This window comes from Variovorax sp. 01N429, from assembly GCF_056399425.1.
In genome coordinates this window covers 468,600-489,199 of record NZ_JBFTRG010000002.1, presented here as the reverse complement: position 1 = coordinate 489,199, position 20,600 = coordinate 468,600, and the positions used below count along the sequence as shown (strand labels likewise).

The 20,600-nt window shown below is 65.1% G+C and carries 20 protein-coding genes and 1 pseudogene; 3 read left to right on the top strand and 18 right to left on the bottom strand.

The features are described from left to right. Position 1: 1 nt before the first annotated feature. The 13 genes and pseudogenes from AC1DSF_RS05505 to AC1DSF_RS05445 form a co-directional block, all read right to left on the bottom strand. On the bottom strand, positions 2–445 hold the full coding sequence (locus AC1DSF_RS05505; RefSeq protein WP_478123849.1) for an SRPBCC family protein: 444 nt from the start codon (positions 443–445) through the stop codon (positions 2–4). 3 nt (positions 446–448) lie between these two features. Then, positions 449–2,143 (bottom strand): flotillin family protein, encoded by a 1,695-nt coding sequence (locus AC1DSF_RS05500; protein ID WP_478182435.1) that lies wholly within the window; start codon positions 2,141–2,143, stop codon positions 449–451. A gap of 15 nt (positions 2,144–2,158) precedes the next feature. Further along, positions 2,159–2,998 (bottom strand): phosphoenolpyruvate hydrolase family protein, encoded by an 840-nt coding sequence (locus AC1DSF_RS05495; protein WP_478182434.1) that lies wholly within the window; start codon positions 2,996–2,998, stop codon positions 2,159–2,161. 21 nt (positions 2,999–3,019) lie between these two features. Beyond that, on the bottom strand, positions 3,020–4,237 hold the full coding sequence (locus AC1DSF_RS05490; RefSeq protein ID WP_478123995.1) for a Tm-1-like ATP-binding domain-containing protein: 1,218 nt from the start codon (positions 4,235–4,237) through the stop codon (positions 3,020–3,022). A 501-nt stretch (positions 4,238–4,738) separates the two neighbouring features. Continuing rightward, positions 4,739–5,248: pseudogene (locus AC1DSF_RS05485) on the bottom strand (ABC transporter ATP-binding protein); the annotation flags it as partial. Beyond that, complete coding sequence (locus AC1DSF_RS05480; RefSeq protein WP_478123846.1) at positions 5,248–6,066, bottom strand: ABC transporter ATP-binding protein; 819 nt, start codon at positions 6,064–6,066, stop codon at positions 5,248–5,250. The gene AC1DSF_RS05480 and the pseudogene AC1DSF_RS05485, both read right to left, overlap by 1 nt. 6 nt (positions 6,067–6,072) lie before the next feature. Then, complete coding sequence (locus AC1DSF_RS05475; RefSeq protein WP_478123845.1) at positions 6,073–7,326, bottom strand: ABC transporter substrate-binding protein; 1,254 nt, start codon at positions 7,324–7,326, stop codon at positions 6,073–6,075. Between the two features lie 16 nt (positions 7,327–7,342). Beyond that, positions 7,343–8,467: a branched-chain amino acid ABC transporter permease gene (locus AC1DSF_RS05470; protein WP_478123844.1), complete on the bottom strand. Its 1,125-nt coding sequence runs from the start codon at positions 8,465–8,467 to the stop codon at positions 7,343–7,345. An 88-nt stretch (positions 8,468–8,555) separates the two neighbouring features. Then, on the bottom strand, positions 8,556–9,497 hold the full coding sequence (locus AC1DSF_RS05465; RefSeq protein ID WP_478123843.1) for a branched-chain amino acid ABC transporter permease: 942 nt from the start codon (positions 9,495–9,497) through the stop codon (positions 8,556–8,558). Then, complete coding sequence (locus tag AC1DSF_RS05460; protein ID WP_478123842.1) at positions 9,494–10,777, bottom strand: metal-dependent hydrolase family protein; 1,284 nt, start codon at positions 10,775–10,777, stop codon at positions 9,494–9,496. Before AC1DSF_RS05460 ends, AC1DSF_RS05465 begins: the two co-directional genes overlap by 4 nt. Positions 10,778–10,792: 15 nt before the next feature. Then, complete coding sequence (locus AC1DSF_RS05455) at positions 10,793–12,085, bottom strand: metal-dependent hydrolase family protein (protein ID WP_478123841.1); 1,293 nt, start codon at positions 12,083–12,085, stop codon at positions 10,793–10,795. Between the two features lie 2 nt (positions 12,086–12,087). After that, complete coding sequence (locus AC1DSF_RS05450) at positions 12,088–12,885, bottom strand: alpha/beta fold hydrolase (RefSeq protein WP_478123840.1); 798 nt, start codon at positions 12,883–12,885, stop codon at positions 12,088–12,090. A 3-nt stretch (positions 12,886–12,888) separates the two neighbouring features. Then, complete coding sequence (locus tag AC1DSF_RS05445) at positions 12,889–13,755, bottom strand: fumarylacetoacetate hydrolase family protein (protein WP_478144647.1); 867 nt, start codon at positions 13,753–13,755, stop codon at positions 12,889–12,891. 171 nt (positions 13,756–13,926) lie between these two features. On the opposite strand from AC1DSF_RS05445, the gene AC1DSF_RS05440 reads away from it, so the two are divergent. After that, on the top strand, positions 13,927–14,721 hold the full coding sequence (locus tag AC1DSF_RS05440; RefSeq protein ID WP_478123839.1) for a TetR/AcrR family transcriptional regulator: 795 nt from the start codon (positions 13,927–13,929) through the stop codon (positions 14,719–14,721). 3 nt (positions 14,722–14,724) lie between these two features. On the opposite strand, the gene AC1DSF_RS05435 is transcribed toward AC1DSF_RS05440, so the two are convergent. Next, entirely contained in the window at positions 14,725–15,534 is an 810-nt protein-coding gene (locus AC1DSF_RS05435) for a ferritin-like domain-containing protein (protein WP_478123838.1), read from the bottom strand. Between the two features lie 37 nt (positions 15,535–15,571). On the opposite strand from AC1DSF_RS05435, the gene AC1DSF_RS05430 reads away from it, so the two are divergent. Both AC1DSF_RS05430 and hslO read left to right on the top strand, forming a co-directional pair. Continuing rightward, on the top strand, positions 15,572–16,096 hold the full coding sequence (locus tag AC1DSF_RS05430) for a gamma carbonic anhydrase family protein (protein ID WP_478123837.1): 525 nt from the start codon (positions 15,572–15,574) through the stop codon (positions 16,094–16,096). Positions 16,097–16,119: 23 nt separating this feature from the next. Next, positions 16,120–17,118 (top strand): Hsp33 family molecular chaperone HslO, encoded by a 999-nt coding sequence (gene hslO, locus AC1DSF_RS05425; RefSeq protein ID WP_478123836.1) that lies wholly within the window; start codon positions 16,120–16,122, stop codon positions 17,116–17,118. A gap of 1 nt (position 17,119) precedes the next feature. On the opposite strand, the gene AC1DSF_RS05420 is transcribed toward hslO, so the two are convergent. The 4 genes from AC1DSF_RS05420 to eno form a co-directional block, all read right to left on the bottom strand. Continuing rightward, entirely contained in the window at positions 17,120–18,112 is a 993-nt protein-coding gene (locus AC1DSF_RS05420; RefSeq protein WP_478123835.1) for a hypothetical protein, read from the bottom strand. A gap of 49 nt (positions 18,113–18,161) precedes the next feature. Next, positions 18,162–18,845: an AAA family ATPase gene (locus AC1DSF_RS05415; protein ID WP_478182433.1), complete on the bottom strand. Its 684-nt coding sequence runs from the start codon at positions 18,843–18,845 to the stop codon at positions 18,162–18,164. Positions 18,846–18,868: 23 nt separating this feature from the next. Further along, positions 18,869–19,144, bottom strand: a complete 276-nt coding sequence (gene ftsB, locus AC1DSF_RS05410) for a cell division protein FtsB (RefSeq protein ID WP_478123833.1) — start codon at positions 19,142–19,144, stop codon at positions 18,869–18,871. Between the two features lie 75 nt (positions 19,145–19,219). Beyond that, positions 19,220–20,503, bottom strand: coding sequence for a phosphopyruvate hydratase (gene eno / locus AC1DSF_RS05405; protein ID WP_478123832.1), 1,284 nt, complete (start codon positions 20,501–20,503; stop codon positions 19,220–19,222). Between the last annotated feature and the right edge of the window lie 97 nt (positions 20,504–20,600).

Below are 20,600 nucleotides of genomic sequence, written 5' to 3'. Positions count from 1 at the left end.
GTCAGCGGCTCGATCCGAAGTGGCGCTTGAGCGCGTCGAAGCCACCCTGGAACACGCCGCCGCCGATGGTCTCGGTCAGGTCGCGCTCGCGGCCTTCGTCGCAATCGAATTCGACGCTCCATTCGGCAAAGCAGCGCGCACCGTCAGTCACCGGCGTGAGCTTGAGCGTCGAGATGTAGTTCGACACGCCCATCGGGCTTTCGAGGATTTCGTAGGTGCAGCTGTACTCGTAATCGGACAGCGCCAGCAATCGCTCGCGGATCGCACCGCCATCGCGGGTGTGAATGTGGCGGATGCAGCCGACTCGATCGGCCGGCTGGCTGTTCTCGATGCGGCTGTCGGCGATGCCGGGGTGCCAGAGCGGCAGGCCGTTGAAATCGCGGATGCGGGACCACACATTGTCCGCGCTGGCGTCGATGACGCTCGAGACGTAGACCTGCACCATGCGCTATTCCCTTTCCTGGGGAGCCCCCGATGGCAACGCCGTCTGTGCGCCGCTGACCTCGCTGACGAGACGCTGGATGTCGCCGCCTTGAATGCCGATTTCGCGCAGCAACTGATCGACCAGTGGCGCCTGTGCCCGGAATCGCAATGCCGAATTGACCAGCCCGTCCGCGAAGCCGCCGCCGTCGCCGTTGCGCTCGCCGCCGCCCGACGAGCCGCCGAGGCCGTCCACGTGCAGGATCTTGATGCCCTCGATGCGCTCCATCGGCTTCACCGACTCGCGAATGATGGCCTCGGCCTTCTCCACCAGCTTCATGCGCAGTGCCGACATGCGTGCTTCGGGCGACAGCATGTTGTGGGCTTCGTTCATCATGCGCATCGCCTCCGCTTCGATCTCTGCGCGGACACGCATCGCCATCGACTTGATTTTCTCGGCGTCGGCGTCGGCTTCGGCTTGCGCGCGCACTGCCGCACCCCGGTCGGCGCTTGCATCCTTCTCGGCCTGCGCGGCAGTGGTGAGGCGCAGGGCGTCGCGCTGGGCGACCTGTGCGGCGCCGATCAGGTCGATCGCCTTCTTGCGTTCGGCCATCTCGACCTCGCGTGCGGTAAACACCTTTTCTTCGGCAGAGACGGCCTGGGCGCGCGCCGTTTCGGCCTCGGCCTGGGCCTCGCTCTGCGCCTTGCTCTCGCGGGCGATGGCGATCGCACGCTGTTGCTCGGCGAGTTCAAGCGACAAGCGGCGCTCGATCTCGGCACTCTGGATCGCGCGCTCCTTGCCGATGCGTTCCTGCTCGATGGTCTGTTCGGAGCGGATGCGCGCCGTATCGATGCTCTGCTTGGCGGTGATCTGTGCGCTTTCGGCATCCTGCTCGCGATGGGCGCGCTCGGCGGTCAACTCCGCGCGCTGCCGTGCGCGGGCGATTTCCACTTCCCGCTGCTGGGCCAGGCGGGCATGCTCGCCTTCGCGATCGATCTCCAGCGAGAGCTTCTCGGCTTCGAGGTTCTTGTTGCGGATCGCGATGAGCGTGTCCTGCTCGACGTCGTTGCGTTGCTTCTTGCGGTGCTCGATCTGTTCTGTCAGCCGTGTCAAACCTTCGGCGTCGAAGGCATTGCTCGGGTTGAAGAATTCCATGCCGGTCTGATCGAGTTGCGTGAGCGATGCGGCTTCGAGTTCGAGTCCGTTCTTGGTCAGGTCCTCGGCCACCGATTCGCGCACCCGCTTCACATAAGCGCCGCGCTTTTCGTGCAGTTCTTCCATCGTCATCTCTGCCGCCGCAGTGCGCAGCGCATCGACGAACTTGCCTTCCACCAGTTCCTTGAGCTGATCCGGCTCCATGGTGCGCAGGCCGAGCGTCTGCGCAGCGGCGGCGACGGCTTCAGCCTTGGCTGCCACGCGCACGTAGAACTCGGCAATCACGTCGACGCGCATGCGGTCCTTGGTGATGAGCGCCTTGTCGCGCCCGCGGCTGACTTCGAGCCGCAGCGTGTTCATGTTGACGGGGATCACGTCATGCACGATGGGCAGCACGAAGGCGCCGCCGTCGAGCACCACCTTCTGGCCGCCAAGGCCCGTGCGCACGAAGGCCCGTTCCTTCGAACTGCGGAGGTAAAGCCAGTGCAGCAGCCAGACCGCGAGCGCGACGATGATCGCGACCACGATGAGACCAAGGATGAAGTTGCCGAATTGAGAACCTGACATGGACGTCGTCTCCTCTTATTGCGTGTCGCGTGTGATCTGGACGAAGCGGCGCGTCGTCTCGGTGAGCGCCGTTTCCGCAGGCAGCCGCTCCATCGAGCTGGCGCCGTAGAAGCCGTGGCATTCGGGACAGCGCGAGAGCACATAGCGCGCGTCGTTCGGGGTGGCGATCGGGCCGCCGTGACACAGCACGATGGCATCGGGCTTGATCTTCTTCGCCGCAGCCGCCCATTGGTTGATGTGCTCTACGCAGCCGTCGAGCGTCAGCGCCGTTTCGGCGCCGATCGCGCCGCCGGTGGTCAGTCCCATGTGGCAGACCACGATGTCGGCGCCGGCCCTTGCCATGGCGCGCGCATCGTTCTCGCTGAAGACATAGGGCGTCGTCAAGAGATCGAGCTTGCGGGCGCGTTCGACCAGTTCGACTTCCAATCCGTAGCCCATGCCCGTCTCTTCGAGATTCGCGCGAAAGGTGCCGTCGATGAGGCCCACCGTTGGAAAGTTCTGGATGCCGGAGAATCCGAGCGCGATCAACCGCCGCAGGAACTCGTCCGGAATCATGAACGGATCGGTGCCGTTGACACCCGCAAGCACCGGCGTGTGCTTCACGACGGGGAGCACTTCGCGCGCCATCTCGCAGACGATCTCGTTGGCATTGCCATAAGCGAGCAGGCCAGCGAGCGAGCCGCGCCCCGCCATGCGGTAGCGACCCGAGTTGTAGATCACGATCAGGTCGATGCCGCCGGCTTCCTCGCACTTGGCCGAAAGGCCCGTGCCGGCGCCGCCGCCGATGATGGGCCGGTCGGCCGCCATCTTGGCGCGCAGGCGTTGCAGGAGCGTGGAGCGATCGATGCGTGGCATAGGGCTGGGCTGCTCCTGGGTTCAGGCGCGAAGGGCGCTGGTGGTCGGGCGCGATACCTCGTGCCACGCGGCAGCCAGCGCATCCGCAAAGGCTTCGTCGTTGATGTGCAGCGGCAGCCGCATGAGCTTGCGGTTCCCGCCGGGCCGGAACCCCTGCTCGATGGCGGCGAACAGCGCGCGGTCTGCTTCGGGATCATGAAACGGCTGGCCGGGCCGGTCGATGGCGGACACGCCGCCTTCCGGAATGAGAAAGCGCACCGGCCCGCGCATCGCGTTGAGCTTGGCGGCGATGAATTCGCCCATGGCGCGGCATTCGTCGGGTGTGGTGCGCATCAGGGTCACCGTGGTGTTGTGCCGATAGAGCTTGCGGGCGCGAAAGCGCTCGGGCACGCTGTCCCAGGCGCCGAAGTTCACCATATCGAGCGCGCCGCACGAGCCCACGTAGGGGAGGGCATGGCGCGCGAACACGTCCATGCGCGTGGGGCCGGCGGAGAGCACGCCTCCCGCAATCTCGTCGGCGATCTCGGTGGTGGTGACATCGATGACGCCGGCCAGCAAACCGGAGTCGGCGAGCTTCTCCATCGACTGGCCTCCCACCCCTGTCGCATGGAAGACGAGGCAGTCGTGGCTGTCTTCCAGCCGCTTCGTCAGCATCTGAACGCAAGGCGTGGTGACGCCGAACATGGTGAGTCCGACCGCCGGCTTTCCGTCATTGGAGACAACGGGCGGGTGAGCGATCATGCCGGCCAGCGCGTTCGCGGCGTTGGCAAGAACGCGTTCGCTGATCCGGTTGATTCCCTGTACATCGGTGACCGAATACATCATGCAGATGTCGCTCGGGCCGACATAGGGGCGCGTGTCGCCGCTCGCCATGGTCGACACCATCATCTTCGGCACGCCGATGGGCAGCGCGCGCATGCCTTGCGTTGCCATCGAAGTGCCGCCGGAGCCGCCTGCTGAGATGATTCCACCCAGATCGCGCCGCCCTTGCACGAAGGCTTCGAAGGCGAGCGCCATTGCAGCGGTCGCGTTGCCGCGGTCGCCGCTGAAGACGGCCGATTCGCCATTGGGATGGTGGCGCGCCACTTCGCGCGGATGCACGTTGGCAGGCGAGGTCTTGCCCGAGGTCGACAGATCGACGGTGACGACCCGCAGACCGAGCCGCTCCAGGCATTGCCGCAGGAAGAGCAGCTCTCGACCCTTGGTGTCGAAGGTTCCGGCGACGTACGCGGCGCGCACGCTGCTGGCAGCGACGGGAAAGTCGAAGATCTGCGGTGCGGCGGTTTTCGGAGGCGCAGCCGGCTGGCGCTCGATGTCGGCCACCGGCGCTGCGGTGCCGCCGGCGTTCCAGCGATTGAAGCCTCTCACCGTGCGCGGCGCGAGGTCGTCGAGAGTGGGCGCGCCATCGCCATGCGTGCGGCGCACCGTGAAGACCTGCGTCGGCTCGGGGGCGCCCTGAGTCGCCAAGCCGGCACTTTCGGCAGCTTCCTCGTCGTGCCCGTTGGAACGCACGCCGAGCAGCCTTTCCTGCAAGTCGAGATCGGCCGCCAGTTCGGCTGCCGGCATCTGCTGCGCAATCCGGCCATTGACCATCACGCCGATGCGATCGGCCACCGAGATGGCGACGCCGAGGTTCTGCTCGATCAGCAGCACGGCGATGCGGCCTTCGACTGCCAGGTCGCGCAGCGATTGCGCCACCTGCTCGACGATGATCGGCGCGAGGCCTTCGGTGGGCTCGTCCATCACCAGCAGCTTGGGATTGAGCAGCAACGCGCGCCCGATGGCGAGCATCTGCTGTTCGCCACCCGAAAGTTGCGCGCCGCCGTGCCCGCGCCGTTCAGCAAGGCGGGGGAACATCGCGTAGATGCGGTCGACCTCCCGGCGCCGGCTCGCGACCAGCCGCAATGTTTCGTCGACTGACAACGACGGCCATACGCGGCGACCCTGCGGCACGTAGGCGATGCCGCGCCGCGTGATTTCGTTGGGCGCGAGGCCGAGGATCTCTTCGCCCGCCAGCCGGATGCTGCCGCGCGCCGGGACCATGCCGGTGATCGCGTTGCACAGCGTGGTCTTGCCCATGCCGTTGCGACCGACGATGCCGAGCACGCCGCGTTCGACCGACAGGCTCACACCTTGCAATGCATGGGCGTGGCCGTAATACACGTCGAGGCTGTCGATGGCGAGCACCGGCGTGTTGCCGCCCACCACGTTGTCGCCTCCGCTCTCGCGCTTGATGCCGAACCAGGCCATCAGTGACGGCTCCCCATGTAGATCGCCTGCACCTGGGCGTCGCCTTCGATTTCTTCAGGGCTGCCAGTGCGCAGCGTGCGGCCGTTGTGCATCACAGTCACCCGATCGACCACGCGCAGGGCAATCTCGAGGTCGTGCTCGATCAGTACGAAGCTCATGTGCGACGGCAGCGAGCGCAGCAGCGCGACCAGTTCGCGGCGCTCTGCCGGCGACAAGCCTGCCGCCGGTTCGTCCAGCAGGATCAGCCGTGGCGCGCCGGCCAGCGCCATGCCAATTTCGAGTTGGCGTTGCTGCCCATGCGCGAGGTTGGCGACCTTCTCTTCCGCGATGTGCGTCAGCCGCGTGCGTTCGAGCAGGTCCTGCGCGGCCCGGGTCGACGCATGCCCTTCGCGTGCCCGCAGAAAGCTGAAGCGCCCATTGGCGACGCCGCGCACGGCGAGGAAAAGGTTGTCGCGCACCGTCAGCTCCCGGAACAGAAGCGACGATTGATAAGTACGGCGCAACCCTTTGCGGATGCGCTCATAGGGCGGCAAGTCCGTGATGTCCTCGCCGAAAAAATGGATGCGACCCGCCGTCGGCGGAAAGTCGCCGGTGATCGCGTTGAACAGCGTCGTCTTGCCGGCGCCGTTGGAGCCGAGGATGGCGTACTTCTCGCCGGCTGCGACGGTGAGCGAAACATCGTCCACCGCACGCAGTGCCCCGAAGGCACGCGTCACCCCCGCGAGCCGCAAGGCATCGCCCGTCAGCAGCTGGGTGCTGCCGCCGGCATTTACGGCACCGCGTGACGCGGCCGATCGCAGGGGGGTGATCGTGGCCATTCGGGCTCAGGTCCTGCAGTCGGGTACGTCGCGCGTGCCGAGGCCCATCTTCTTGAATTCGGCTTCAGGCAGTCCCAAGGTTTGCGAGATGTCGGGCACTGTCTTCACGACTTTGTTGTAGAAGGAGCCGTCCGGTGCCTTCGTCACTTCGGTGATGTAGGTCGTGCCGACGCCGTTGCGGTTGCCGTCGATCTTCACCACACCGGCCGGCCCTTGGAAGTTGGTCTTCTGAAGCGCCTCGCGATAGGCCTTCTGTCCATTCGAGAGATCGCCCTTGACTGCATCCAGCGCATCGAGCGTCGCCTTGGTGTTGATGTAGTAGAGGTAGGCAAAGAGCGAGGGGCTCGGGAAGCCGTCCTTGAAGTTCGCCTTGTAGTCGGCCACGAACTTCTTCCACTCCGGCGTGTCGATCGAATCGGCCATCGGGCCTGCCGATGCAGTGCCCAGCAGCGACTCGCGGCGCTTGCCCTTGAAGTTGAGGACCGTCTGGTCGACCGTGATGGAGCCGCCGATCATCGGCTTGTCGCCGCCGGCTTGCTCATACTGCGTGAGGAAGTTCACCGCGTCGGAGCCGCCCAGCACCACCAGCAGCGCATCCGCCTCTTTGGGAATTTTCGCGATCACCGATGCGTAGTCCTTGGTGCCCAGCGGCACCCACGCCTTGTCGATCACCTTGCCGCCCTTGGCGCAGTAGCTGGCCATGAAGCCCTGCACCTGCGAATACGGAAAGCCGTAGTCCTCCGCAATCAGGAAGGTCTTCTTGTAGCCCTTGGAGAGCGCATGCTCGCCCAGGCCCACCATCCATTGAGCGCCTTCGGTGTTGAAGCGATAGAAGTTGGGAGCAGGGTCTGCAAGCGTCGCGCCCTGCGCACCTGAGGAGCCGTTGATGAAGGTGATGTTGGGCTGCGTCTTCGCGTAGTTCTTGACCGCGATGCCTTCGTCGCCCGACAGCGGGCCGATCATGATCTGCACCTTGTCCTGCTCCACGGCCTTGCGGGTGGAGTTCACGGCCTTGTCCGGCGTGGCGTCGGATGAGACCTTGACGAACTCGATCTTCTTGCCGCCCGCCATGCCGTTCTTCTGCTTGAGCGCGAGGTCCGCGCCACGCATGCCGTCCTGCCCGGGCGCTGCGAACGGGCCCTCCAGCGATGCGAGGAGCCCGATTTTCACGGTCTCCTGCGCGTATGAAATTCCGGTCACTGCAATCAGCGCCGCCGCGGCGACGATGCTGCGCCCGAACATTCTTCTGCCTTTGCTCATGTCTCGCTCCTGGTTGTCATTGATGAATGCGGCTCCGGCCGCGCTGGGTGAAAAGGCGGGCCAGGCGTGTGCGGCTCTGCCACAAGCCCAGAAGCCCGTCGGGGGAAAACAGGACGATCGCGAGGAAGACGCCGCCGATCACGAGATTGAAGCGTTCGCGATCGACGAGGTCGATGGCGAAGTTCTGCAGCAGCACGAAGACAATCGCACCGACGAAGGCACCGATCGGGTGCTTCATGCCGCCGAGCACGGCAATGATGAGGATGTTGATCATCGCGCCGGTACCGATGGTGCCGGGCGAGATGCGGCCGTTGTACCAGACCATCAGCACCCCGCCGACCGCAGCCAGGAGCCCCGCGACGGCATACGCGGCGACTCGGTGCGCGGTGACGTTGTAGCCCAGCGCCGCCATGCGGCGCGGGTTGTCTCGAATACCTTGCAGCGCAATGCCGAAGGGCGCGCGAATCAGATACTTGACCCAGAAGTAGCCCGCGAGCGTGCAGGCCAGCACCAGGAAGTAGAAGGGGACCGGCTCGTGCAGGTCCAGCCCGAACACGGTCGGCGGCCCGAGCTTGCTGAAGCCCTGGAAGCCGTTGAACATCGTGTAGTTCTGCTGCGCGAGATAGAAGAAGGCGACGCCGACCGCGAGCGTGATCATGATCGTGTAGATGCCTTCGGTGCGCACCGAAAGCCACCCGATGCCGGCCGCGAAGATCGTGGCCAGCGCAACGGCAATCACGAGTGCCAGCCACCATGGCCAGCCGAGGCTGATCGCGATGTTGCTGCTGCTGCCGAAGATCGCAAGCATGTAGGCCGCGAAGCCCGCGATCGTCATCTGTGCGAGCGAGACCATTCCGCCATAGCCGCCCAGGAAGGTGAGCGACAGTGCGATGAGCCCGAGTGCGAGCGATTGCGCGCCGATCTGGAAGGTGAAGAAAGGCGAAGCAACGAAGGGATAGACGAGCACAAAGGCCAGCACCACCACGTGATACCAGTGCACCGCCCGCCACGCGGAACGCCAGCGCTGAGATGGCGCGCTTGTGGCCAGGCCCGTGGCGGTCGGCGCCGTTGCAACCGGATGAAGCCTACCCGTCTCACCACCGCGCCGCGCGACGCCAGCCGCCGCAGCCGATGAGTTCATGGCCCGTCGCCATTGCGCTGCGCTCATTACGTAACCTCCGTGCTGCGCACTGCGGTGCGAGCTTGCTTGGGGCGGCCCGGCGCGGCGCTCATGCGTTTCTCCCCATCAGCCCGCGCGGCTTGAACGCCAGGGCGACCACCATGATCACGAAGGTGAACACCACGCTGTACGTCGGCGCGTACGCCAGCCCGAATTGCTCTGCCAAGCCAATGAGCAGTGCGCCAATCGCCGCACCGACCACGCTGCCCATGCCGCCGACGATCACCACCACCAGGGATGCGAGCAGGTAACGCGTGTCCTCTCCTGGCGAGATTGAAAGCGCGGTGCCGCCGACCACGCCGGCGAGCCCGGCCAGCCCCGCACCGATGGCAAAGGTCAGCGCAAACACGCGTTGGACGTTCACGCCCGATGCCGCGAGCATCCCGCGGTCATCCACACCGGCGCGGATCATCATGCCGATGCGCGTGCGTGCCAGCAGCAGCCACAGGCCGACGCCGATCACGATGGAAGCCAGCAGCACCATCAGCCGATAGGTCGGGAATTTGTTCACCAGCGGCAGCGTGGTCGAACCGTAGATCCAGGCGGGAGGATCGAAGGTGTAGATCTCCGCGCCCCAGATCCAGAGCGCGACGTCGGCCATCACGATCGAAAGGCCGATGGTCACCAGCGTCTGCCGCAAGTCCTGGCCCTGCATGTGCCGGAAGATCAGCACCTGCATCAGCAGCCCCAGCACCGCTGCCGAGAGAAAGCCGGCAACGACCGCGAGCACCCAGGAGCCCGTGTGTTCGCCGACGACCCATCCGACGTAGGCACCGATCAGATAGAGCGAGCCATGCGCCAGATTGACGTTGCGCATCAGCCCGAACACGAGCGTGAAGCCGCTCGCGACCAGAAAGTAGAGTGAAGCCAGCGTGAGCCCGTTGAGCAATGTCTTGAAGAAGAGCGATGCGTTGTCCGTGACCGCCCAGACTGCGAACACGGCGACCGGGATGCCGAACACGAGCAACGGCACCCACTGGCTGCGTTTCATGCGGCGCGCTCCCACAGGCGCTGCGCGCTGAACTCCGGCGCCTTGGCGAACTCCCCGTCCTTCATCACGGCCAGGATGCGCTTTGGGTCACGCAGGATCGAGAGATTGGCGAGCGGATCGCCATCCACCAGCAGCATGTCGGCGAGGTAGCCGTCCTGGATTGTGCCGAGTTCGTTGCCGCGCATCATGATCTGCCCGCCGTAGAGTGTGGCCGAGCGGATTGCCTCCATCGGCGTGAAGCCGAGATACTTGACGAAGAACTCCATGTCGCGCGCGTTCTGGCAATGGGGCGTGAAGGCAAATCCGTAGTCGCCGCCCGGGAGGATGCGCACGCCGCGCCGGTGCATGGCCTTGAGCGACTCGATGGCGGCATCCCATTCGATCTGGTAGCCCATTGCGCAGGCCTTCTCGTAGGTGATGCCGTAGGCCTCGGCTTCGTGCAGCATCGCGTAGATGATGGCAATGCCAGGTGCGACGAAGACGCGGTCCTTCGCGGCTTCGAGCATGTCGAGCGTTTCCTCGTCCGTGAAGCTTGCGTGATAGATCACGTCGATGCCGTGCCGCAGCGCCTGCTTGACCGATGCGGCTGAGCGCGCGTGCGCCGTGCCGCGCTTTCCGCGCACGCGCACTTCGGTCATGGCCGCATCGACCTCGGCGTCGCTCATCCAGGTGGTCTCGGCCGGCGAATCCGGCGTGAAGTTGTCGCCCGAGAGATTGAGCTTGATCGAGTCGACACCGTACTTGAGGAACATCCGCACCACCTTGCGCATCTCGTCCGCGGAGTTGACGTTGACACCGAAACTGAACTCAGGAAAGGGCAGATGCGGCAAGGTCTCGTCGCCCAGTCCGCCGGGCACTGTGATCTCCTGGCTGGCCGCAAGATAGCGCGGCCCCGGAATCTGGCCGGCAGCGATGGCGTTGCGGATCACCACATCCAAGCGAGGCTTGGCGCAGGCGGCGCCCACGCAGGACGTGAAGCCCGCCTGCAGATATCGACTGGCGACTTTGGCGCACCACAGCACGTGCTCTTCGAGCGGCATGCGCTGGATGGCGGAGAGGGTGGCCGCGTCATTCCACGAAAAGTGCGTGTGCGCCTCGCACATGCCCGGCATCAGCGTGGCGCCCGCGGCGTCGACGACCATCGCACCACTGGGTGCGATCGGTGCCGTGCTGCGCCCCACCTGGCGGATGCGATTTCCACGCACCAGCACGCTGCCGTTGAAGGGGTTCTGCCCCGTGCCGTCGATGATTCGAACGTTAGTGAAGACGACGTCAGCCATGATCTTCTCCTGTGTTCAAGCAGTTGCCCAGCGCGTGGTGTGCGAGCGTCGCACGGGCGGAGCGCGATGAAACTCACCATCTTTCATCACGGCCAGGATGCGCGCCTTGTCCTGCAGCACCGTGATGTCCGCAAGCGGGTCGCCGTCGATGAGGAGGATGTCCGCGAGATAGCCTTCGCGGATGTAGCCGAGCACTTTGCCCATGCGCATCATCGGACCGCCCCATGCGGTGGCTGACAGCAGCGCTTCCATGGTGCTCATGCCCACATACTTGACGAAGTACTCCAGGTCCTTCGCGTTGGTGCCGTGCGGTGTCCACGCAAAGCCATAGTCGCCGCCCGGCAGGATGCGGATGCCGCGCTTGCGCATCGCGCGCATGCTTTCGACCGCTGCTTCGAGTTCCCGGTGATAGCCCATCTTGCGGGTGACTTCGGGCGTGAGGCCCCATTCGCTCGCGTGATGGCAGGTGTTGATGAGCCATGCCAATCCTGGCGCGATGAAGTGCTCGAACTTGTGCGCTTCAAGCATGTCGAGCGCTTCCTCGTCGGTGAAGCTCGCGTGGTAGATGACTTCAATGCCCTGCTTGACGCACTGCTTGATCGACCATGTGGAGCGCGCATGCGCCGCGACGCGCCGACCCCATGCCTTGGCCTCCTGCACGCAGACGGCGATCTCCTCTTCGGTGAACTGGCTCATCTCGCTGGGCATGCCGGTGATCGATTCGCCCGACAAATTGATCTTGAGCGAATCGACGCCGTACTTGACGAACATGCGCACGCAGCGCCGCATCTCCTCGACCCCACTGACCACTGCGCCGAATGCGAATTCGGGCTGCGGCAGGTGCGGCTGCGTGGTGTCGCCCAAGCCACCAGGGACGGTGATCTCCTGGCTCGCGGCCAGGTAGCGCGGGCCGATGATGGTGCCGTCGGCAATCGCGTTGCGGATCACGACATCCAGGCGCGGCTTGGCGGTCGCTGCGCCGACGCAACTGGTCCAGCCCATGTCGAGATAGCGCTTGGCGACTTCGGCGCACCACAGGATGTGTTCCTCAGGCGGCATGCGCTGGATTGCATCCAGGCTAGGCTGGTCGTTCCATGAGAAATGCGTGTGGGCCTCGACCATGCCGGGCATCAGGAAGGCGCCCGCGCCATCGATCACGCGCGCTCCGGTGACCGGCGCGGATTGCATGCCATAGCCGGTCCGCACGACACGTGCGATACGGTTGCCCTGCACCAGCACATCCCCGGTGAAGGGCGCTTCGCCGCCCCCATCGAAGATGCGCACATTGGTGAACATCACATCGGCCATGTTCAGGTCCTCGCTTGTGCCGCCAAGAAGTCGCGCAACTCGCGCTGGCATTCCTCATGGCGTTCGATGGGTGTCCAGTGGCCGCAGCGCGGCAGCACTACCACGCGCTTGCTGGCTGCACGGTGCAGCTTGTCGGCCATGGCCCTGACGGATTGCGGCGGTGCGACGCCGTCTTCGTCCCCGGTCACCAGCAGCACGGGCGCTTCGATGCGCTCGACCGCCGCCGCCTGCGCGCCTGCCAGAGCCTCGCAACTGCGCGCGTAGGCTTCGCCGTCCTGGCGCATCAGGCTTTCGCGCACGAAGGCGACGGCGACGGGAAGGCGCTCGCGCGTGTCGGCGGAGATCGCGCCCTGCAGCAATGCCTGGGTGATCTCCTGCATGCCGGCCGCGCCTTCGCGTGCCTTCAAGGCGCGAGCCTTCATTGCGGTGCGTGCGGCATCGGGTGGTGCGATCAGCGGACCGAAGAGCGCGATGCTCGCCACCTTCCCGGGATGATCGGCTGCGATGTGCTGGCAGACGATGGTGCCCATCGAATGTCCGATCCAGTGGGCACGGGAGACACCGAGCCGCTCGCAGAGGCGCAACAGCGTTTCGACATAGCGCTCGATCGTCAGCTCGCCCTCGGCACGCTGCGAGCGCCCGCTGCCGGGCAGGTCCACGCGAATCACACGGTGCCGGGCCATCGCGGGCATCAGCGGCGTGAAGGTGTTGCCGCTGCCGCCCAGGCCGTGTACGCAGACGATGGCGGGGCCTTCACCTTCTTCCTCGACTGCGATTCGATCGATCAGTTGAAATGCCATGGCTTACTCGAATCTGTTTTCAATGACGCCAATGCCGTCGATTTCGATGCGCACCACGTCGCCCGATTTCAACCAACGTGGTGGATCGAGGCCCATGCCGACGCCGGCAGGGGTGCCCGTGGCGATCACGTCGCCGGGATAGAGCGTGATCCCGCGCGAGCAGGTTTCGATGAGCGTGGGGATGTCGAAGATCATGTCCTTCGTCAATCCGTCCTGCCGCAGTTCGCCGTTGACCCAGCCTCGCACCCGGGTCGCGCGGCCGTCGACTTGATCCGCGGTCACGATCCATGGGCCCATCGGACAGAAGTCGTCGAAGCTCTTGCCCAGGTCCCATTGCTGGTGACGCATCTGCACGTCGCGTGCCGTCACGTCATTGACGACGGTGTAGCCGAACACGTGATCCATGGCGCGGGATCGTGCGATGTCGCGCCCACCGCGGCCGATCACGACGGCGAGCTCGGATTCGTAGTCGACCTGCACGGTGGTGGAAGGCGAGGGCAGCCGCACTGCATCGCGAGGCCCGATCACGCATTCACCGAGCTTGCCGAAGACGATCGGCCAGGGATCGCTCGCGGGCATCGATTCGCGGAAGACTGTGCCGGCAAGCTCCTTCGCATGCGCCCGGTAGTTGCGTCCGACGCAGAACAGGCTGCGCAAGGGGCGTGGCAGTGGGGCGCGCAGCGTGATGACCTCGATCGGCAGACGCGTGCCCGACGGCTGCGGGAGCGGTTCGCCGCGGTCCAGCGCCTGGATGAGCGGCAAGACGCCCGCGGAAGCATCGCGCACCGCAAGCGGCGCGGCTTCGCGACCGTCGGCCGAGATCGTGCCGACGTGCTCGCGTCCACCCCAACTCCAGCTGGCCAAGCGCATGCCGTTGTCTCCGGGTTGTCTCGCGTTGCTCAAGCCTTGCGCTCTTTGCCGCGAAGATCAGGGAACCTGCGTTTTTGAGACTTGCGTCTCAAAACGGGATCGGTGCATCATACGATCCGTCCTCGGACACACACAAGCCAAGTCAGGCCCCCTAGAACCCGTATAAACCCCATGGCTCGCCTGAAACACAAGCTGAGTGAACCCCCCGTCCCGCCGGAACGCGGCGTCAAGGCCGCTACCTTCAAGTTGCTGCTCGGCGCAGCGATGGACATCATCCAGCAGAGCGGACACATTCCTTCGGTCGCGGAAGCGGCAGCGCGCTCGAAAGTGTCGCGCGCCACGGCCTACCGTTACTTCCCGAGCCGCAGCGCGCTGGTCACCGCCGTGATCGACAGTTCGCTCGGGCCGGTCAGAAAGCTGGCTTCGGACATCCCGACCGGGCGCGAGCGCGTCCACGAACTCTTCCTGCAGACTTTTCCACGCTTCAAGGAATTCGAGGCGCAGTTGCGTGCTGCCGCGCAGCTCTCGCTGGAGCAGTGGGGGTTGGAGCGCGCCGGCCTTCTTGAAGAAGAACCCTACCGGCGAGGCCATCGCGTGCGCATCCTCGAACATGCGATTGCGCCGCTTGCACCGCAGTTGCGCCCGGCCGTGAGAGACAGGCTGCATCGCGCGCTGTCAGTGGTCTATGGCATCGAGCCTTATGTGATCCTGAAGGACATCTGGGGGCTGCGCGACCGCGAGGTCGAGCGCACTGCGCTGTGGATGGCCGATGCGCTGATCGACGCCGCGTTGCGCGAGTCCGCGCAGAAGGCGCCGCCGCGAGTCGTGCGTTCCAATGGCGCGGCCGGTGCGGCCCGCTCGGCTGTGGCAGCAAAGCGGAACGGCGTTTCTGGCCGAAGTCCCGCCGTAAAAAAGCCGAAGTCGCCACGCGGGTCGTCACGCGGCCAAGCGAGGATCGCCGAATGACCGTCAGGCCTGTGCAAGCGCCTGCAACTCTTCTTCGGTAAAGCCGGCGCGGGCGCGCGCATCCATGTTGAACGGCGCCTTCAGACGCGGCGCCTCGTGCCGGCGATAGAGCAGGCGATAGTGCAAGACCGGATCGAGCGCATCGCGTGTGCACAGCCAGCGGTACCAGCGATTGCCGATTGCCACATGCCCTACCTCGTCGCGCAGGATGATGTCGAGGATGGCGCACGCCTCCAACGCATCAGGCGTGTTGACGCGGCGCAGCTTGGCCTGGATCAACGGCGTCGCGTCGAGGCCGCGGGCTTCGAGCGTACGCGGTACCAGGGCCATGCGCGCGACCACATCGTCCTTGGTCTTCTCGCACATGTTCCAGAGGCCGTCATGGCCGCTGAAGTCGCCGTAGCTGTAGCCCATGCCACGCAGGTGATCGTGCAGCAGTGTGAAATGCTGTGCTTCCTCGTCGGCCACCCGCAGCCAGTCGCTGTAGTAGGCCTCGGGCATGCCGTCGTAGCGCCACGCGGCATCGAGCGCGAGATTGATCGCGTTGAACTCGATGTGGCAGATCGAGTGGATCAGCGCGGCGCGGCCTTCGGGCGTGAAGGGCGAGCGCTTTTCGACGGCGGTGGCGGACACGCGCAGCGGTCGCTCCGGACGGCCGGGGACGCCGGCTTCGTCACCGGGCTGTCGCACGGGCGTGGCGAGGGCGTGAGCGCCTGGCGCACCGAGTTGCGCGAAGACCGCGCGCGCAGCCCCCACCTTCTGTTCGGGATCGGTCAGGCGAAGCGCTGCCAGAGCGCGAAGGCGGGGGTGCATCCCTACAATTCTAGTTTTTGACCTTGGAGACTCCGCGATGGCCTTGTATGAACTCGACGGCGTGGCGCCGCAGCTTGGCGAAGGCGCCTGGGTCGCCGACAGCGCGCAGGTGATCGGCAATGTCGTGCTCGCGGAAAACGCGAGCGTCTGGTTCGGCGCGGTGCTGCGCGGGGACACCGAATCGCTCAGCATCGGTCGCAACAGCAATGTGCAGGACCTGTCGGTGCTCCATGCCGACCACGGCTGCCCGCTGACCATCGGCGAAAACGTCACAGTCGGCCATCAGGTCATGCTGCACGGCTGCACCATCGGCGACAACTCGCTGGTCGGGATTCAGGCGGTGATCTTGAATAACGCCAGGATCGGCCGCAATTCGATCGTTGGCGCCGGCAGTGTCGTGACCGAGGGCAAGGAATTCCCGGACAACTCGCTCATCATCGGCTCGCCCGCCAAGGTGGTTCGCACGCTCGACGATGCGGCTGCCGCCAAGCTGCGGCAGAGCGCCGAGCACTATGTGGAAAACGGCCGTCGCTTTGCGAAGGGCCTCAAGAAAATCGCCTGAAGCGGCGGGAGAGCGAGTTCCAATTGAGCGAGTTGCACAAGTTCCTGTTCGACGGCCTGCCGGTGCGCGGGATGATCGTGCGCCTGACGGATGCCTGGCAGGAAATCCTGGCGCGCCGCGCGTCCAATACGGCGACAGGCGCGTATCCCGCGCCCGTGGCTGAGCTCCTCGGCGAGATGACGGCCGCGGCCACGCTGATGCAGTCCAACATCAAGTTCAACGGCGCGTTGATCCTGCAGATCTTCGGTGACGGCCCGGTCAAGATCGCCGTCGCGGAGGTCAAGCCGGATCTCAGCCTGCGCGCCACCGCCAAGGTGACTGGCGAGCTGTCCGCCGACGCACGGCTCCCTGACATGGTCAACGTGCACAGCAAGGGGCGATGCGCGATCACGCTCGACCCCAAGGACAAGCTCCCGGGCCAGCAGGCGTACCAGGGTGTGGTGCCGCTCGTCGGTGACGAGGGTCAGAAGCTCGATCGCCTGAGCGACGTGCTGCAGCACTACATGTTGCAGAGCGAACAGCTCGACACCACGCTCGTGCTGGCGGCCGACGACAAGGTGGCGGCGGGCTTGCTGATCCAGCGCCTGCCCGTCAAGGGCGAGGCCAATCTCGAAGGCACCGCGAAGGGCAATCAGGACCAGGCCCAGCAGGACCAGATCGGTTTCAACGAGGACTACAACCGGATTTCGATCCTTGCTTCGAGCCTCACGCGCGACGAACTGCTGACGCTGGACGTCGACACCATTCTTCGCCGCCTGTTCTGGGAAGAAAAGGTCCTGCGCTTTGAGCCGCAATCCGGAATGCTGGGGCCGCATTTTGCGTGCACCTGCGGACGTGCCCGCGTGGAGGGAATGATCCGCGGGCTCGGTCAAGAAGAGGCCGAGAGCATCCTCGCCGAGCGCGGCGACATCGAGGTCGGTTGCGACTTCTGCGGCAAGCAATACCGTTTCGATGCGGTCGATGCCGCGCAGATCTTCACGGCGCCGGGCGACCAGATGCCCGGCACGGCCATCGTGCAGTAGATCAGTCGCGCGGCGATGCCTCGAATCCGCTGAAGCGGATGTCGGGTGCGCTGGTGTTGTGACGCGATGGAATCGTTCGTCCGAAGCGGACTTGTGCGGCCTGCAGCGTCGTGACCTGCTGCAGTGGCGTCTTCTGCGGTTCGGCCGACCGGCTTGCTTGCCATTCGATGTCGCTCATGTCGGCGTTGTCGGCCGCCACATACATCGATCGCAGCACCGCGAATGGCCGCGTGGCCTGCGTCGGCGGTTGAAGTGCCACGTCGAGCGCGGTGCGCTTCTGGCTGATCTCGGCAACCTTGACCACCGCGCTGCCGCCATCCGCGAAACGAAGGTGAATCGACAAGGGCTGCGGCTGGATCGTGATCGAGGCGATGTTCACCACCGGGCGGCCATCTTGCGCCACCGGCCCCATCAGGAAAGACGATCCGTACACGCCATCGCCAAATCCGGGCAGCGGCAGCGGCTTGAGGCGCCAGTAGCCGTCGGCGGGATAGAGCACCAGCGCCTCCATCGGTTTGCTACCGTGACCTTTTGCTTTGCCTTTGGCGAAGATCTGGATCAGGTGGAAATCGTCGCCCGAGTGCGCACCCACCTTGACCGGCACCCGGTTGGGGCGCCAGAAGGTCGGCAGGGTCATTCCGACGATCGTCCATTGCTTGCCGTCGTGAAGCACGACGCGACGCTGCTTGAATGCGAAGCTTGGATCCGTCGGATGCGCGCCGCCGTCGAAGTTGCAGCCGGAGAAATCCGGTGCGGTGACGTCACCCTTGATCGAATTGATATACGCCGGCTGCAGCGCTTCGACCCGGAATCGCCGGATGCCTTCGCCCCGAAGCGTCAGGGAGACGTTGTCTTCCTCGGCGCAGGCCGTGGGGCGCGTCTGGTTTTCGACGATGACGCTGGCTGGCGCCGCCCAGGCTGCCCCGAAGGAACAAGCCAGAGTGATGAGAAAGCCGGCGGCGGCAAAGGCTCTGGAGTGCAACGAACTTGCCATCTGGTCTTTGATCGTGAATGAGGTGTGGACCCGGGGTGCGCCGTGAACTCTAAGAGCGCTTGGCCAGGAGATCGCGAAACAGCCGGTGTTCGCAAGCCGGATCGGAGCATTTGTCGCAAGGCCAGAACCAGGGCCTCTCGCCGTTCGCCGATCGGCCTGAGGTGGACGATACGCCCGCCGATTCGGCACGGGAATTGATCGCGTTCCATGCGCTGGCAAGACGCTCCGGGCCGCGGCCGTGGATGACGGCGAAAGGTGAGCCAAAGCGCGTGAGGGCGGCTCGCAACAGGGCATCGGTCCTTTGCGCTCGATCATTCGTCGCGGGCTCTTCCCGGCGTGGCAAGTCGAGCGCCATCAGCAGCGTGACGGCATAGCCGCGGTGTGCGGCCAGTGCCAGTTGATACAGGGAGTTCTCGTTCGAGGGGCCCGACCGCTCCGATCGCACTTCGCCTTCGACCGCCGTGGTCAGGGCGGTGGTGTCCGCGACGACCACGCCCTGTTCAGCCGCCGATGCGATGCGAAACGCTTGTTCGGCGGCCATTTCGGCCCGCTCGATATCGTCCGGTTCACGCGCGAGGCGCGTCCGCCATTCGAGCGAAACGTCGGGCACGAGTTCGGCGGCGATGCCGCGCTGCACGAGGCGCGCGGTGAGAGCGCTTGCGAGCTGGGTCTTGCCGGTGCCTTGCGCACCTAGAACCGCGATGACACAGCCAATGGGGAGAGCGGGCGTCACGTTGCCGCCGAGCTTGAAGCCATTCAGTGCGTGATTTGCACGAACACTTCGTTGGGCTTGACCATGCCCAACTCCTGGCGGGCGCGCTCTTCGACCATTTCCAGCCCCTCCTTGAGATCGTTGACTTCGTTCGCCAGCCGCTCATTGGCGAGCGCGGCGCGGGCGTTGGCCTCTTTTTGCTGGGTCAGCTTCTCTTGAAGTTGCGCCACGTCGCGGACGCTGCCGCGCCCGGTCCAAAGCTGCCATTGAACAATCAGCAGCAACAGGACAAGGATGATCGGGACGATGCGTGAGCGCATGGGAATGGCCGGTACGCCTTCAGGCGGACTTCACCGACCCCAGGGCCGCTGGATCAGTGATCCTGGGGGCGGGCTTCATTTCAGGTTGTAGAAGGCCGCACGGCCGGGGTAGCTCGCGACGTCGCCGAGGTCTTCCTCGATGCGCAGCAACTGGTTGTACTTGGCGATGCGGTCCGAGCGCGACAGCGAACCCGTCTTGATCTGACCGGCGTTGGTGCCGACTGCGATGTCCGCGATGGTGCTGTCTTCGGTTTCGCCCGAGCGGTGGCTGATGACCGCGGTGTAGCCCGCGCGCTTGGCCATTTCGATGGCGGCGAAAGTTTCGGTCAGCGTGCCGATCTGGTTGATCTTGATCAGGATCGAATTGGCGATGCCCTTGTCGATGCCTTCCTGCAGGATCTTCGTGTTGGTCACGAAGAGATCGTCGCCGACCAGCTGCACGCGCTTGCCGAGGCGCTCGGTCAGGTGCTTCCAGCCGTCCCAATCGCCTTCGTGCATGCCGTCTTCGATGCTGATGATCGGGTACTTGTCGACCCAGGTCGCCAGCATGTCGGTCCAGCTTTCGGCGGAGAGGCTGAGGTTTTCGCCGGAGAGGACGTACTTGCCGTCCTTGTAGAACTCGCTGGCGGCGCAGTCCAGGCCCAGGGCAATCTGTTCGCCGGCCGTGTAGCCGGCCTTGTCGATGGCTTCGAGGATCAGCTGGATCGCCGCTTCGTGGCTTTCGACGCTCGGCGCGAATCCGCCTTCGTCGCCCACCGCCGTGCTGATGCCGCGGTCGCCGAGGATCTTCTTGAGCGCGTGGAACACTTCGGCGCCGTAGCGCACGGCCTCGCGGAAGCTTGTCGCGCCCACGGGGATGATCATGAACTCCTGCAGGTCGAGACTGTTGTTGGCATGCGCGCCGCCGTTGATGACGTTCATCATCGGCACCGGCAACTGCATGCCGCCCATGCCGCCGAAGTAGCGGTAGAGGGGCAGGCCCGACTCTTCGGCAGCCGCACGGGCCACGGCCATCGACACGGCCAGCGTGGCGTTCGCGCCCAGGCGGGCCTTGTTGTCCGTACCGTCCAGGTCGTTCAGCGTGCGGTCCAGGAAAGCCTGTTCGCTGGCGTCCAGGCCGAGCACCGATTCGGAAATTTCGGTGTTGATGTTCTCGACTGCCTTGAGCACGCCCTTGCCGAGGTAGCGGCTCTTGTCGCCGTCACGCAGTTCGATCGCTTCGCGCGACCCGGTCGAAGCGCCCGAAGGCACGGCCGCGCGGCCCATGGTGCCCGATTCGAGCAACACGTCGCATTCGACGGTTGGGTTGCCGCGGCTGTCGAGGATTTCGCGCCCGACGATGTCTACGATTGCACTCATTGTTCTCTTGCTCCGAAAAAAACCTTGTAATCACTCAGCGATCAAAACATGCACAGTCTCATCCCAGGGATACCGCAGAACCGGCTTCGCCGGGCTG